Origin of the sequence: Leucobacter chromiireducens subsp. chromiireducens (assembly GCF_016758255.1) — a bacterium.
GTDB lineage: Bacteria > Actinomycetota > Actinomycetes > Actinomycetales > Microbacteriaceae > Leucobacter > Leucobacter chromiireducens.
In genome coordinates this window covers 1077344-1091742 of record NZ_QYAD01000001.1, presented here as the reverse complement: position 1 = coordinate 1091742, position 14399 = coordinate 1077344, and the positions used below count along the sequence as shown (strand labels likewise).

The 14399-nt window shown below is 69.6% G+C and carries 11 protein-coding genes; 5 read left to right on the top strand and 6 right to left on the bottom strand.

Annotated features, from left to right (window positions below):
• Positions 1 to 7: 7 nt before the first annotated feature.
• Positions 8 to 3976 carry an ATP-dependent RNA helicase HrpA gene (gene hrpA, locus D3226_RS05120; RefSeq protein ID WP_202381276.1) on the top strand — a complete coding sequence of 1323 codons (3969 nt, stop codon included), beginning with the start codon at positions 8 to 10 and terminating at the stop codon, positions 3974 to 3976.
• Between the two features lie 31 nt (positions 3977 to 4007).
• Here the strand turns inward: hrpA and D3226_RS05115 are convergent, their stop codons facing one another.
• Positions 4008 to 5234, bottom strand: coding sequence for a M20 family metallopeptidase (locus D3226_RS05115; protein WP_202381275.1), 1227 nt, complete (start codon positions 5232 to 5234; stop codon positions 4008 to 4010).
• A gap of 80 nt (positions 5235 to 5314) precedes the next feature.
• On the bottom strand, positions 5315 to 6790 hold the full coding sequence (locus D3226_RS05110; RefSeq protein ID WP_202381274.1) for an MFS transporter: 1476 nt from the start codon (positions 6788 to 6790) through the stop codon (positions 5315 to 5317).
• A 109-nt stretch (positions 6791 to 6899) separates the two neighbouring features.
• Here D3226_RS05110 and D3226_RS05105 point away from each other — a divergent pair, with 109 nt between their 5' ends.
• Positions 6900 to 7907: an Lrp/AsnC family transcriptional regulator gene (locus tag D3226_RS05105; protein WP_202381273.1), complete on the top strand. Its 1008-nt coding sequence runs from the start codon at positions 6900 to 6902 to the stop codon at positions 7905 to 7907.
• Here the strand turns inward: D3226_RS05105 and D3226_RS05100 are convergent.
• The 4 genes from D3226_RS05100 to D3226_RS05085 form a co-directional block, all read right to left on the bottom strand.
• A complete protein-coding gene (locus D3226_RS05100) occupies positions 7855 to 8832 on the bottom strand; it encodes a pseudouridine synthase (RefSeq protein ID WP_202381272.1) in 978 nt (325 codons plus the stop codon). The genes D3226_RS05105 and D3226_RS05100 overlap by 53 nt on opposite strands.
• A 26-nt stretch (positions 8833 to 8858) precedes the next feature.
• On the bottom strand, positions 8859 to 9281 hold the full coding sequence (gene arfB / locus D3226_RS05095; RefSeq protein ID WP_202381271.1) for an alternative ribosome rescue aminoacyl-tRNA hydrolase ArfB: 423 nt from the start codon (positions 9279 to 9281) through the stop codon (positions 8859 to 8861).
• Between the two features lie 63 nt (positions 9282 to 9344).
• On the bottom strand, positions 9345 to 9848 hold the full coding sequence (locus D3226_RS05090; RefSeq protein WP_237462243.1) for a YflT domain-containing protein: 504 nt from the start codon (positions 9846 to 9848) through the stop codon (positions 9345 to 9347).
• Between the two features lie 86 nt (positions 9849 to 9934).
• Positions 9935 to 11122, bottom strand: coding sequence for a YncE family protein (locus D3226_RS05085; protein ID WP_202381270.1), 1188 nt, complete (start codon positions 11120 to 11122; stop codon positions 9935 to 9937).
• Positions 11123 to 11281: 159 nt separating this feature from the next.
• Here D3226_RS05085 and D3226_RS05080 point away from each other — a divergent pair, with 159 nt between their 5' ends.
• The 3 genes from D3226_RS05080 (at position 11282) to D3226_RS05070 (ending at position 14369) form a co-directional block, all read left to right on the top strand.
• On the top strand, positions 11282 to 12550 hold the full coding sequence (locus D3226_RS05080) for a magnesium transporter MgtE N-terminal domain-containing protein (protein WP_202381269.1): 1269 nt from the start codon (positions 11282 to 11284) through the stop codon (positions 12548 to 12550).
• On the top strand, positions 12547 to 13170 hold the full coding sequence (locus D3226_RS05075; protein ID WP_202381268.1) for a DUF1003 domain-containing protein: 624 nt from the start codon (positions 12547 to 12549) through the stop codon (positions 13168 to 13170). The genes D3226_RS05080 and D3226_RS05075 overlap by 4 nt, the downstream gene beginning before the upstream one ends.
• Positions 13171 to 13241: 71 nt before the next feature.
• Positions 13242 to 14369, top strand: coding sequence for an Mrp/NBP35 family ATP-binding protein (locus D3226_RS05070; RefSeq protein WP_337248915.1), 1128 nt, complete (start codon positions 13242 to 13244; stop codon positions 14367 to 14369).
• Positions 14370 to 14399: the final 30 nt, after the last annotated feature.

Below are 14399 nucleotides of genomic sequence, written 5' to 3'. Positions count from 1 at the left end.
TGTGATCATGACACTTCCTGCGCTTCGCATCGACTTCCCCGAGGATCTGCCGGTCTCGCAAATGCGCGACGAGATCGAGGCTGCGATCCGCGATCATCAGGTGGTCATTGTCGCGGGCGAAACGGGCTCCGGTAAGACCACGCAGCTCCCCAAGATCGCGCTCGCGCTCGGCCGTGAACGGATCGCGCACACGCAGCCGCGCCGCATCGCCGCGCGCACCATTGCTGAGCGCATCGCGGAGGAGCTCGGTTCCGAGCTCGGCGGGCTCGTCGGCTACCAGGTGCGCTTCACGGATAAGGTCTCAGCGGACACGCGGATCCGCCTCATGACCGACGGCATCCTGCTGAATGCGATCCATCGGGATCGAGATCTCTCTGCCTACGACACGATCATCATTGATGAGGCGCACGAGCGCAGCCTGAACATCGACTTTCTGCTCGGCTACCTGCAGACGCTGCTGCCGCGCAGACCCGACCTCAAGGTGATCATCACCTCAGCAACGATTGATCCCGAATCGTTTGCGAAGCACTTCGCTGACGTGCGCACGAAGCAGCCCGCCCCCATCATCGAGGTGTCGGGACGCACCTACCCCGTTGAGCTGCGCTACCGGCCGCTCGTCGAGCAAATCGAAGTCCCCGAGCCGAAGGGCGGGGCTCCGAAGGTCCGCACGATTGAACGCGATCTGTTCGACGCCATTGGCGATGCGGTCGACGAACTCGCGAAGGAGCCGCCGGGCGACGTGCTCGTCTTCCTCTCCGGAGAGGCAGAGATCCGCGACGCCGCTGATGCGCTTGGCGGGCGCGTGCGCGCGTCTGGCCGCGCCGCACGCACCGAGATCCTGCCGCTGTACGGCCGGCTGAGCGCCGCCGAGCAGCACCGCGTGTTCGAGCGGCCGAGTGGCGCACACGCGGGTGCCCGCCGCATCGTGCTCGCAACGAATGTGGCCGAGACCTCGCTCACCGTGCCCGGGATTCGCTACGTCGTCGACGCGGGCACCGCGCGCATCTCGCGGTACAGCGCGCGGAGCAAGGTGCAGCGCCTGCCCATCGAGGCGGTCTCTCAGGCGAGCGCGAACCAGCGATCCGGCCGCTCCGGCCGTACGAGCCCGGGCATCGCGATCCGGCTCTACAGCGAAGAGGACTTCGCGAGTCGCCCCGAGTTCACGGAGCCCGAGATCCGGCGCACCGGCCTCGCCTCGGTGATCCTGCAGATGCTCTCACTGGGCCTCGGGGACATCGCCCGGTTCCCCTTCCTCACTCCCCCAGACCAGCGCGGGATCGCCGATGGCTTGGGGCTCCTCACTGAGCTCGGCGCGGTCACCGCGAACACCGGCGGCGAGCGCGGCCGCGGCGCGAAGGGGAAACGTTCGGGCGCCACCCACCGCATCACGAAGGTGGGGCGCGAGCTTGCGCGGCTACCGATCGAACCGCGCTTTGCGCGCATGGTGGTTGAGGCGCGGCGTCACGACGTGGTCGCCGAGGTGCTCGCCATTGTCGCCGGGCTCACGATTCAGGATGTGCGCGAGCGCCCGCAGGCGGAACGCGGGCGGGCGGATGAGTTGCACGCGCGCTTCACTGATCCGCAGGGCGATCTGATGACCCTGCTGAACCTATGGAACTACCTGCAGAAGGAGCAGCGGGAGCGCTCGTCGAGCGCCTTCCGCCGCATGTGCAAGGCGGAGTACCTGAACTTCCTGCGCGTGCGTGAGTGGATGGATCTGTACCGGCAGATCGCGCGCATCGCCGGGGTGAAGCGCAGCGATGCCGACGCTGCCGCGCAAAGCGTCACGGGCGGCTCGAGCGAGGCGATCCACCGCGCCGTGCTCGCTGGTCTGCTCTCGCAGCTCGGGGTGCGCGACGATCGACAGGATCGCGCCGTGCCGCAGGGCCGCGGCGTCGCAGGCGCGGTGAAGCGAAAGCCCGCACAGGAGTACGTGGGCTCCCGCGGCACGCGCTTCGTGCTGTATCCGGGTTCGGTGCTGTCGAAGCGTCCGCCCGAGGTGGTGATGAGCGTCGAGCTCGTCGAGACGTCGCGGCTGTTCGCGCGCTCGAACGCGGTGGTGGATCCGGCCTGGGCCGAGGAGCTCGCTGGCCCGCTCGCGAAGCGGCAGCTGTCCGAGCCCCACTGGGAGAAGAAGCAGGGCGCGGCGGTCGCCTACGAGCGGGTGACGCTCTACGGGGTGCCGATCGTGGACCGGCGCCGCGTGCAGCTGTCGCGCTTCGACGCACCGCACGCGCGAGAACTCTTCATCAGGCATGCACTCGTCGAGGGCGAGTGGGATTCACCGCAGGCCTTCGACCGCGCCAACCGGCAGCTGCGCCGCGAACTTGAGCAATTGGAGGAGCGCACGCGCCGCCGCGACATCGTGGGCGACGACGAGGCCGTGTTCGAGTTCTACGACGCGCGCATCCCTGCAGACATCGCCTCCACCCGGGATTTCGAGGGGTGGTGGAAGGAGAAGCGTCGACACGAGCCGAACTTCCTGCACCTCAGCCGCACCGATCTCATCGAGGATGAGGCCGAGGAGGTCGATGAGGCCGAGTATCCGCGCCAGTGGCAGCACGGTGACCAGTCGCTGAAACTGCGCTACCGATTCGACCCCACGGCTGAGGATGACGGGGTGACGGTCAACGTGCCGCTGCCACTCCTCCCCCGGCTCGACGGAACGGACTTCGAGAAACTGGTTCCGGGTCTCCGGCACGAACTCGTCACCGCGCTGATCAAGACGCTCCCGAAGGCGATCCGCAAGCACGTGGTGCCCGCGGCAGACTGGGCGCGCACCCTGCTCGCTACCGTGGCCCCCCAGCTCGACGCGCCCGTGCCCGCGGGCGGGGAGGCACCGCAGCTCACCGCGCTCCTCGCGACCGAAATTCGCCGCCGCACGAGCGTGCCCGTGTCAGCCGCCGATTTCGACCCATCGCGCCTGCCTGCGCACCTCACCCCCACGTTCCGCGTGATCGATGCCCGCGGCCGCACGATCGGCTCAGGGAAGGATCTCGCAGAGCTGCAGGCGGCGCACAAGGACCGCGCCACGCAGGGCGTCGCGAAGGTCGCCGCGGCCGCGCTCCCGAAGAGTGAACTCGAAAAGACCGGTGCAACGGCGTGGGAGTTCGGGGACCTCCCCCGCCACGTCGACACCGCGTACGCGAAGGGCCGCGCGGGCGGAGCTGGCGTGGTGCGCGCCTACCCCGCGATCGTGGATCGGCGCACGAGCGTCGATCTGGTGCTCGTCGCCGACGAGGCCGAGCAGGCGAGGCTCTCGCGACGCGGCATCCGCCGGCTACTCGCGCTCAGCTCGCCCTCGCCCGCCAGCTATATTCGCTCGCACCTGTCGAACCACGAGAAGCTGCTGCTGGGTGCGGGGCCCTACCGCTCGCTCGACCAGGCCATCGCCGATGTGTCGCTCGCCGCAGCCGACCGGGTGATTCGCCGGCACGCTCCCGACGGTCTCGTGTGGCGCGCGGAGATCTTCGACTCGCTCGCGAACGACTACGCGCGCACGCTCATCGATGACATCTACGCGGCGATCGCACTCACGGCGCGCGTGCTCGACGGTGCGAGGCTCGCGCGCAAGGCCATCGATCAGGCAAAGTCGATCCAGGTGCTCGGTCAGGTTGCCGATGCTGCGCAGCAGATCGATGGCCTCGTGTGGGCGACGAACACGATCGGCTTCGTGTCGCACACGGGGCTCGACCGGCTCGAGCGGCTTCCGGTGTACCTCGAGGCCATCCAGCAGCGCATGCGCGCGCTCACGGAAAACCCGGGGCGGGATCGCGCCTGGCAGAACGAGGTGGACCGTGTGCGCGGCGCGTTCACGCAGGCGGGCGGCAAGATCCCACTCCCCGAGGATGCCCCGGAACACCTCGTGCGTGCGCGCTGGCTGATCGAGGAGCTGCGCGTCAGTCTCTTCGCGCAGCAGTTGCGCACCGCGGAGGCCGTGTCTGCGCAGCGCATCATGAAGGTGCTCGCGGGCTAGCCGCGAGCACCTTCCGGTGCGCGCCATCCCCCTACACGGGCAGCGGCGCATCGGCCCAGTGGCCGCGCGGGTGGGGCGCGCGGTCGCGCTGCGTGGAGAGCAGCCGATCCCGCACCTCGGTATCCTCCACCGCAGCGATCGCGGTGCGCGCGAGCGCGATCGCACCGTTGAGCACCGCAGCATCGCCCGCGGGCGATACCACTGCGGCCGCGAACTCGTGCTGGTGCGGCGTCGCGGTGGTGCCGTCGAGCGCGATCATCGGGTGGATCGCGGGCAGGTAGCGCGACACGTCACCCATGTCGGTCGAGCCGAGCGTCATCCCGGGGCCCCACGCGGTCGCGTCCTCGCCGCGAAGCTCCGCGAGCGCGCCGTCGAAGAACTCCGACAGATCGGGATCCTGCAGGAGTGGCGCGTAGCCCGGCGTCGGCACTGCGATATCGACGGAGCAGCCTGCGGCGAGCGCAGCGCCCTCGACGACCTGGCGCACCCGGGACTTCGCGGTGTCCCACGACTCGGCGGTGTTGCCGCGGATTTCGAGCTGCATCGTCGCGGTCTCGGGAATGACGTTCACCGCAGAGCCCGTCGTGGCGATCGAGGAGATGACCACATCGCTCGGCATGTGCTGGCGGAGGAGCCCGATTCCCACCTCAGTGAGTGTCACGGCGCTGCCCGCGTTGATGCCCTCCTGCGGGGCGAAGGCGGCGTGCGCGGGCTTGCCGTGGAACGTGACCTCGCAGTAGTCGAGCGCCTGGCTGCTGCCGCCCGCGGTGCGGATCTGGCCTGCGCCGGCCGCGTGCACCATGAGGGAGAACGTCGCGTCGTCCCAGGCGCCCCGCTCGAGCATGATGACTTTGCCGCCGCCGTTCTCCTCCGCGGGGGTGCCGAGGAACACGATGCGGCAGCCGAGCTCGTCCGCGACCTCGCGCAGGCCGAGCGCGGCCCCCACACCCGCCGCGGCGATGATGTTGTGGCCGCAGGCGTGCCCCACCCCGGGCAGGGCATCGTACTCGCCCACCACCGCGATCGTCACCTCGCCCGTGCCGTAGCTTGCGCGGATGGCGGTGGGCAGCTCGTAGGCGCCGAGCTGCACATCGAACCCGACCTCGGCGAGTGCGGCAGCGACTCGCGCCGCCGCGCGGTGCTCCTGGAACCCGGGTTCCGGGTCCGCCCCGATCGCGTGGCTGAGTTCGAGGAGCGCGTCGCTTGCCTGGCGGATTGTTTGCTCTGCGCGCTGCTGGGTGGATGAAGCGGTGGTCATGGTGCTGCCTTCTGGTGTGGGCAGGCCGGCGACGGGGCGGCCGCCGGCCCGCGGGTGGAGTGGGGTCTGCTGCGCGAACGCTAGGGCGTGACGAGCGGCTCTGCGGGCGCGGTCATCACGGCCTCGGTGCGGTCCGACTGGCGGCGGCTGAGGAAGAGCGCGAGCGCGGCGGAGAGGAGCAGGCAGCCCGCGAACACCGCCCACGTCACCTGGAACGAGCTCAGCGCGGGCACAGCCACCCCGTCCGCGTTCTGTTCGGCGAGCACGAGTGTCGCCATGATCGCCGCAACCAGCGCCCCCGCAACCGAGCCGCCGAGCGAGCGCAGGCAGTTGTAGAGGCCTGACAGGGTGGTCGCGACGTTGAGCGGGGCGCGCGCGACGATCACGCCGGGCAGGATGCCGAGCGCCACCCATGAGGCGAACGAGTTCAGCGCGAGGAGCAGAGTGACGATCACGGGCGATGCCGGGGCCGTGAGCATGAGGAGGAGGGCCGCAGCCGAAACGAATGCGGCCGCGGCAACGGCGCGGGAGGTGCCGAGCGCGCGGACGGCGAGTGGGGCGACGAATGCGCCGAGACTCGAGCACAGGAACACGAGCGAGACGATGAGGCCAGCGTTCCCCGTGCTCATGCCGGTGCCGTAGCCGACCTCACCCGGGTGGGCGGTGAGGTAGAGCGTCGTGGGCGTCGACATGCCGAACGCGGTGAGGGCGATGAGGAAGCCGAGGATCATGGGGATGCCGAGCTTGACGCGCCGCAGCACGGTGAAGTCGAGCAGGGGCGACGCCACCCGGGACTCCACGAGGACAAAGATGATCGCGCCGATCACGCCGCCGATGAGCGCGGCGAGCGTTACGGGGTGCAGCCAGCCGAGCTCGGTGCCCGCGGTGAGCCCGTACATGAGTGCGCCGAGCGAGCCGCTGAAGAGAATTGCGCCGAGCCAGTCGACGGTGTTCTCGGGGTTGCCGGTGTCGCGCGGCAGGCAGAAATGCACGGCGGCGGCGAGCAGAAAGAGTGGGATCGCGGGGATCGCCTGCGTGAGTGCAAGGTCTCCCGTTGCGTCCATGATTGCGCCGCTCAAGAGGCTCCCGAGCGCGATGCCGAGCGTCAGCGTGCCCACAAGGGCGCTCACGATGCGGTTCGCCTGTGCGGGGCGCTGCTCCTTCAGGATTCCCATCTCGATGGGCAGGAACGCGGCGACCGGTCCCTGCACCGCGGCCCCGATCAGCACGAATGCGAACGAGGGCGCGAAGGCGATCATCGCGCTGCCGACTGCGGTGAGCGCGATCGCGATGACGAGCAGGGCGCGCTTCCCGTAGCGGTCGGCGAGCATCGAGAAGAACGGGACACACATCGCCGAGGTGAGCATCGTGATCATGAAGTAGAGGCTGATCGAGCCAGCTGGCACCCCGTGGAAACGGGCGATCTCACCGAGCAGCGGCATGATCCAGCCCTGGATGAGTCCGGCGAAGAGTTCGACGGCGAGGAACGTGGGAACGAGGAGCCGCGCTCTGCCCTCGAGGCGGAGGTGGGTGGTGACGGCGCTGTCGATGGTCATGTGGTCGTTTCCTGACGTGCAGTGGTGAATGAGGGAACGGATCGGTACTCTGACAGAGCGTGCAGGATTTTGGATGAAATGCGCGTACTCTGCATTTGGAGGGTCGCAGATGACAGATATTTCTCTTGATGAGTTAGATTTCCAGATAATTCACGCGCTACAGATTGACCCGCGCGTGCGTTGGAATGCGCTCTCCGGCGTGCTCGGCGTCGACGCGCACACCCTGGCGCGCAGGTGGCAGCGCCTCGTCGATGGCGGTGCGGTCTGGCTGAGCGCCATGCAAGGCATCAAGCGCTTGGACGCGCTCGCGCTCATCGAGGTGGATAGCTTCCCCGGACAGGTCATCGCCGCGGCACAAGCGATCGCGGAGCTCCCCGGGGTGGCCTCGATCGAACTCGCCACGGGCGCGTGCGATCTCTTCATCACGCTGTTTGCGCGCGACGAAGACGCGCTCGCCCGGTTCCTCCTCGAGGAGATCGGCACGATCCCCGAGATTCGCGCGGTTCGTTCGCACCTCGTGAGCGATGTGGCGAAAGAGGGCTCGGACTGGACTATTCAGGCGCTCAGCGCGGCACAGTGCGCGCGCATTCCGGCACCCCGACCAGCACGCGAGGCATCCGCGAAGCGAATTGACCCTGCGCTCGCCACGGCGATCCGGGAGGCCCTGCAGAACGATGTGCGCATGCCCGTCACCGAGTTGGGCGCGCGCGTGGGCGTCAGCGGGCAGCGCGCCGCCGACGCGCTCGCGCGGCTCCGCCAGCAGGGGCAGCTGCAGCTTCGCGCAGACATGTCGGAGCGGTTCAACCCCTACCCTGCGGTGAATTGGTTGTTTCTGCAGCTCCCCGCGCCCCGCCTCGCTGACGCTCTCGAGGCCTTCGTCTCGGTGCCGGCCGTGCAGTTCGCCGCGAGCTCCACGGGCCCGGCGAACGCGATCGTTGCGATCGGTGCGCGCGACCGGCGCGGCCTTGTCACCGCCGAGATCGCGCTCTCCCAGCTGGTGCCCGAGCTCGCGGTGACGAACCGCATGACCATGCTGCGGCTCTACCGGCACCTCGGGCGCGAGGTCAATGGCTTTGAGCAGACGACGGGGCGAGCGGGAATGGCCGGTCGCTCGTAAACTCCCGGGCTGTGCCGTCCACCGGGTCGGTGAACGTCAGCTCGCTCGCGAGCAACTGCAGCGGGGTACTGAAGTCGTCCACCGCGACATCGAGCACATCCGGGTAGAGCGGATCGCCCGCCATCGGAATGCCGAGCCCCAAAAGGTGCAGGCGCAACTGGTGCGTCTTCCCGGTGCGCGGCGTCAGCCGGTAGGCGCCCCAGCGGCCCGACGGGGAGCTCCCCCAGTCGGCGTGCACCTCCTCGGGCACGAGTTCGCGCTCGAGCTCGACGAGCGACTCCGCGTTCGGCTCCGCACCGGGAACCACCATGCCCTGCCACGTCCCGTGCTCCTTGCGCAGGTGGTTCACCACCGTGGTCGGTAGTTCGAGCTCGGGCCGCAGCGCGGCAGCGGCACGGTAGGTCTTCGCGACCTCGCCGCGCATGAACATGCTCTGGTATGCCCCGCGCCACCGCTTCTCGGTGGCGAGGAGCAGCAGGCCAGAGGTCACCCGATCGAGCCGGTGCATCGGAGTGAGTTCGGGGAGGCCCAACTCATCGCGCATTCGCACGACGACGCTCTCGCGAATGTGCTTCCCGCGCGGAATCGAGGAGAGGAACGGCGGCTTGTCGATCACCACGATCCGTTCGTCGCGGTGCACCACGCGGATCTCGCCCGGCACCGGCGCCTCCTCGGGCAGATCCCGGTAAAACCACACGAACGTGTTGGGCCGGTACTCGGCATCCGCGAAGAACGGTTCCCCAGATTGGCGCACGAAGCGCTCGTCCGCCAGAAACGCGTCGACATCGATGTGCTGCGCGAGCCGGGATACGAGCCACGCGCGCATGGTGGGCCACGGCTGCGGGTTCGTCGCATCGAAGTCGGGCGTGCGCATCCAGGCCGCATCCAGGCCGAGACGTTGCGGCAGAGGAGAACGCGGAGGCATCAGGCGATTCTACCGCGCAGCGGCGCTTACTCGGCGGTGGGCCGGCGGCGCTGCTGCTTTGTCTGCGAGCGACGCCCCTTCTCGTCGAGTCTGCGGCGCTGCGATCCCCGGGTCGGCTTCGTTGCGCGCCGCGCGGGCCCATCGGGTGCGAGCGCATCGGCGATGATTCCCGCGAGGCGATCCCGCGCTGATTGTCGATTGCGCAGCTGCGACCGCCGTTCCGAGGCCGCGACCGTGAGCACGCCGCCCACGAGGCGGGCGCCCAAGCGCTCGGTAAGCCGAGCGCGCTGTGCGTCGCTCAGCGCAGCGGAATCGGTGACGCTCCAGAACAGCTCAACCCTGCTGTCTGAGGTGTTGACGTGCTGACCGCCCGGCCCGGAGGAGCGCGAGAAGCGCCAACGCAGTTCCGCCGCGGGAATCGTCAGCCCGCGGCCAATCTCGAGATCCATCTCTGCGTCACTCCGGGTGGTGCGATGCGCTGTCCCACAGCCGCGGGGCAGCGCGGTCGCGCGCTACTGCTGCTGCACCGAGTCCGTGAGGACCTGACGCGCCTGGTGCACAAGCTCCGGCTCAGTGATCAGGTCGTAGCGCGTGGCGACCATCTGCATCACGGAGGAGAAGTCGCGGCGGTTGCGGTTCATCGCGTACGACAACACACCGAAGAGCATGCCGAAGCCCGCGCCGATCACCACGGCGGAGAGGAACACCCCCAGGATCGCCGAGTTGTCGGGCTGGAAGATGAAGAGCAGCAGGCCAAGGAACAGACCGAGGTACGCGCCCGACAGCGCTCCCATGAGCGCGATGCGGCCGTACGTCAGTCGGCCTGTGACGCGCTCGACGCTGCGCACATCGTTGCCGACGATGCTGATGCGCTGCACGGGGAAGCTGGCGCGCGCAAGCACGTCGACCGCGTGCTTCGCGTCCTCGTAGCGATCGTAGGTGGAGACGATGTCGCCCTTCGGGATCTCCGGCATCAGCGGGAGGCGCGAGGATGACATGGGGCCTGGTGTGCTCATGTCCCGATTCTCCCACCTGATGCGGTGATTCGCACGATTCTTTCGCGTGCGGCGCATTTCTTGCGCGATCGGGATCGGGGCCGTGCTCACGGAATCGCGATGATCGCCTGAGGGTATCCGGGCACGGGGATCTCGCGCGGTGTGGCAGCGTCGTCGGCGCTGAGCACCACGAGCGTCACGCCGTCCCACCCCAGATCACGGGTGTTCCCGCCCGCGACCGCGGCAAATTGCGCGCCGTCCGCCGCACGCCACACGGCGACCGTCTCGTGGGGCACGTCGAGCGGCACGATGCGCTCGGCGCCACTCGAGGTGTCGAGGATCGAGAGGTTCGCGCCCCCGTCCGCGTTGCCGAACGCCCCGGTTCCCACGGTGAGCAGCGTGGTGTCAGCAAGCGCGGCGCCGTGCGAGTGCGAGTTTGCCGAACTCGCAAGCGCGGTGCTCTCCCCCGTCTTCGGGTTGAGCCGCACCACGGTGAGTCCCTGCACGGGGAGGAGGATCGTGCCGTCGGGGGCGACCGCCCCGTAGTGCACCTTCTCCCAAGATGCGAGCCCGCCCTCCGTGCCGAACGGCGCCACCTCGTGCGTGGTCGCAGCGAACGAGCTGGTATCCACCACGGTCACCGAGAAGCTGTCGTGGTCGATCGACGCGACCCACGCACCGTCGGGGGCGATGAGCACGTCGAACGGGCGCACCCCAACGGGCACGCTCTCGATCACGCTGCGGCTCGCGGTGTCCACGACTTCGAGCCAGGCCGGCCCCTCGCCCAGGGTCACCGCGACGTACACGCGGGAACCGTCGGGCGATACAGCGAGCCCCAGCCCACCAGGGCGGTACTCCCCCTGCGCAATGCGCGGGGCCGGGTGTGCATACGGGACGAGTGCCACGCGCTCGCCGGCCCCGAGGTCGACGACCGCAAGGCCCTCCGCGGTTGCCGCATACACGGTCGTCGCGCCCGCAGCGTCCGTGTGCGCTCCGACGCCCCACGGCGCTGCCCCCACCCGGATGCGCTGCGTCACCGCGTCGTTCTCCCGGGCCGGATCAATCACGGCAATCTCGTCGCTGTGCGCCAGCGAGGCGACCAGCAGCTGCGCGGGGGCGGGGCTCGGCTCCGGCTCAGCGGTGGGAATCGGCTCGGGATCCGCGCCGGCGCCGGGCGCCGCTCCGCTCCCCGCGCCGCCGGGCTCGGGTGCGCAGGCCACGAGGCCCAGCGCCGCGACCGCGGGCAGCGCGAGGAGAAGCCTGCGGCTGACGTGTGCGCTCGAGTTGGGGGCCATGCGCTCAGTGTGCCTGATCCCGGCTGAGCAGCGGCTCCAGACCGGGGAACTCACCGCGCGGCGGCACGCGGGGGCCTGGGGCTCGCGCGGCCACGATCCCGATCGAGCCACGCACGAGTTCACGCGCGCGAACACAGGTGAGCGCGCTAGCGTAGTGGTGTGAGGACATCGAGGGTATTCGTGGGGCGGCTCGCTGGACGCAGCGTGTTCGATCCGGTGGGCGACCGCATCGGCAAGGTGCGCGATCTGCTCGTCGTGTTCCGCGCGGCGGGAGCGCCGCGCGTGGTCGGTCTGATCGTCGAGATCCCGGGCAAACGCCGCGTGTTTGTGCCGATCAGCCGGGTCACCTCGATCGGCTCCGGGCAGGTCATCACGACCGGCCTCATCAACGTGCGCCGGTTCGAGCAGCGCGGCGGGGAGACCCGCATGATCGCGGAGCTCATCGGCCGCGATGTGCAACTCGCGGCCGAGACCGCGGGAGCCGTGCCGGTGACCGCGCGCATCGAGGATGCCGCGATCGAGCGCTCACGCTCGGGCGAGTGGCTCGTATCCGAGGTGTTTGTGCGACTCCCGAAGCCGGCCGCGCCGTTCAGCCGTGGCGATGCGAAGACCGTCCGCTGGTCTGAGATCCGGCTGCCGGCCGCGGGCGCGCAGTCCGCTGAGCTCTTCATTCAGACCATGGTCGATCTGAAGCCCGCCGACCTCGCGGAGGCGCTGCTCGAGCTTCCCCAGGCGCGCATGATCGAGGTGGTGGGCGAGCTGCCCGACGCCCGCGTGGCCGACGCGCTCGAGGAGATGAGCGAACCCGATCAGCTCGCGCTGCTCGCAAATCTGCGCCCCGACCGCACCGCCGATGTGCTCGACCGGATGGAGCCGGACGACGCCGCCGACCTCATTTCCGCGCTGCCCGCAGCGAAGGGCGAGGAGCTTCTCGACCTCATGGAACCGGAGGAGGCCGAAGACGTGCGCCGGCTCCTCGAGTACGACGCCGACACGGCGGGCGGTCTGATGAGCCCATCGCCGATCGTGCTCTCCGCGGAGTCGAGCGTGGCGGAGGGGCTCGCGATGATCCGTCGTGCCGAGATTCCCCCGGCGATGGCCTCGGCCGTGTATGTGACGCACCCGCCATACGAGACGCCCACGGGCGAGTACCTTGGCATGGCGCACTTCCAGCGGATGCTCCGCTTCCCGCCGCACGAGCGTCTCGTCGCGCTCGTCGATACCGAGATCGAGGCCGTCACCGTGCACGCGAGCGCGGCCGAAGTGTCGCGCCGGCTCGCGAGCTACGACCTCGTGGCGTTGCCCGTCGTAGACGACCAGAACCGCCTGGTGGGCGTAGTGACCGTTGACGACGTGCTCGACCACCTGCTGCCCGATGATTGGCGGCACGCCGACGACGAGGTCATCGCGCCGGGAGCAGAGCGATGAGGCTGTTCGGCCGGGACCCGGGTCTGGACGCGCCCCGACAGGCCGGCTCCCGTGCGGCACGAAGCGGTGGCGGAGACGCCGCTCGGGTAAGCGGCAATGAGCGCTTCGGCCGCTGGACCGAGAGCATTGCTCGCGGCATGGGCACGCCGTGGTTCCTGCTCATCCTCACGCTGTTCTGCATCGCGTGGCTCGCGTGGAACACCTTCGGCCCCGAGCACGTGCGCTTCGATTCCGCCGCCCTCGGATTCACCGCACTGACGCTCATCCTGTCGCTGCAGGCGTCGTATGCAGCCCCAATGATCCTGCTCGCGCAGAATCGCCAGGACGACCGTGACCGCGTGCAGATCGAGCAGGATCGGCAGCGTTCCGAGCGTGCCCTCGCCGACACCGAGTTCCTCGCCCGCGAGGTCGTCGCGCTGCGCCTGGCGATGAAGGACTTGCCGGACCGCGAGTTCTTGCGTGCCGAGCTGCGCGCGCTCCTCGCCGAGCTTGAGCAGGATGAGCCAGCCCCCGAGCAGACCCCAGTTCCCGAGCAGACGCCGGCTGCCGAATCGGCCCCGGTTCCCGAACGGATGCCTGAACTGGAGCCTGAGACTGACCCTGAGGAGACCGAGAAGTGACGGCCGACGACCATTCGGAGGGAGACGCCCTCACCGGCGCCCCGGACGACGCGAGTGCGGCCGAGCGCGCGGTGTGGAGCGAGCTCGGGCGCGTGCGCGATCCCGAAATCTTGCGCCCCATCACCGAGCTCGGCATGGTGCGTGAGGTTCGAGTGGACGAGGCGGGGAACGCGGACGTGTCGATCCTGCTCACGATCGCCGGGTGTCCTGCAGCACGCAGGATCGAGGCGGACACACAGGCGGCAGCAGCCGCGGCGAGCGGTGTCGCAGCGGCGACCGTGCACGTGGGCGTGATGACGCCGGCGGAGCGCCGCGCGTTCACCGACCGCGTGCGCGGCCCGGGCGGCACTCGCCCTGTGCAGTTTGGCCCCGACTCGCTGACGCGGGTCATCGCGGTGACGAGCGGGAAGGGCGGGGTTGGCAAGTCGTCACTCACTGCTGGGCTCGCGGTCGCGCTTGCGGAGCAGGGTCTCGCCGTCGGACTCATCGATGCCGACGTCTTCGGGTTCTCGATTCCGGGCATCCTCGGGCTCAGCCGTGACGGGCGCGTCGAACAGCCCACGCGCGTCGACGACATGATCTTGCCTCCCGTCGCGCACGGGGTGAAGGTCATCTCGATCGGCATGTTCCTCGGCGACGCTGACCCGCGCACCACCGCCGTATCGTGGCGCGGCCCCATGCTGCACCGCACCATCGAGCAGTTCCTGCGCGACGTGTGGTTCGGCGACCTCGATGTGCTCCTCCTCGACCTGCCGCCCGGCACGGGCGACATCGCAATCAGCGTGGGCCAACTGCTCCCCCATGCCGAGGTGCTCGTCGTCACGACTCCGCAGGAGGCGGCGGCAGACGTCGCGGTGCGGAGCGCCCTCGTCGCCCGGCAGACCGGGCAACGCGTCATCGGCGTGGTCGAGAACATGGCGGGCCTCGTGCAACCGGACGGCTCCGTGATCGACGTGTTCGGCTCCGGGGGCGGCGCACTCGTTGCAGAGCGGTTGAGCGACGACGAGCACGGCGAGGTGCCCCTCCTCGGCAGCGTGCCCCTCAGCCCCGCCTTCCGCGCGGGCGGCGATGCGGGCGATCCCGCGGTGCTTTCTGATCCGAAGGATCCAGCCGCGGCAGCAGTGATCAGCGTGGCCCGCGCGATCGCCTCACGCGGGCGCGGGCTCGCCGGGCGCTCGCTCGGGCTCAGCGTCGGCTAGGACCCGCTCGGCTCCGCTGCGAACCAGCTC

Coding starts and splice junctions, on each gene's coding strand:
- hrpA (WP_202381276.1), top strand. CDS start 8: ATGACACTTCCTGCGCTTCGCATCGACTTCCCCGAGGATCTGCCGGTC.
- D3226_RS05115 (WP_202381275.1), bottom strand. CDS start 5,234: ATGACCACCGCTTCATCCACCCAGCAGCGCGCAGAGCAAACAATCCGC.
- D3226_RS05110 (WP_202381274.1), bottom strand. CDS start 6,790: ATGACCATCGACAGCGCCGTCACCACCCACCTCCGCCTCGAGGGCAGA.
- D3226_RS05105 (WP_202381273.1), top strand. CDS start 6,900: ATGACAGATATTTCTCTTGATGAGTTAGATTTCCAGATAATTCACGCG.
- D3226_RS05100 (WP_202381272.1), bottom strand. CDS start 8,832: ATGCCTCCGCGTTCTCCTCTGCCGCAACGTCTCGGCCTGGATGCGGCC.
- arfB (WP_202381271.1), bottom strand. CDS start 9,281: ATGGATCTCGAGATTGGCCGCGGGCTGACGATTCCCGCGGCGGAACTG.
- D3226_RS05090 (WP_237462243.1), bottom strand. CDS start 9,848: ATGAGCACACCAGGCCCCATGTCATCCTCGCGCCTCCCGCTGATGCCG.
- D3226_RS05085 (WP_202381270.1), bottom strand. CDS start 11,122: ATGGCCCCCAACTCGAGCGCACACGTCAGCCGCAGGCTTCTCCTCGCG.
- D3226_RS05075 (WP_202381268.1), top strand. CDS start 12,547: ATGAGGCTGTTCGGCCGGGACCCGGGTCTGGACGCGCCCCGACAGGCC.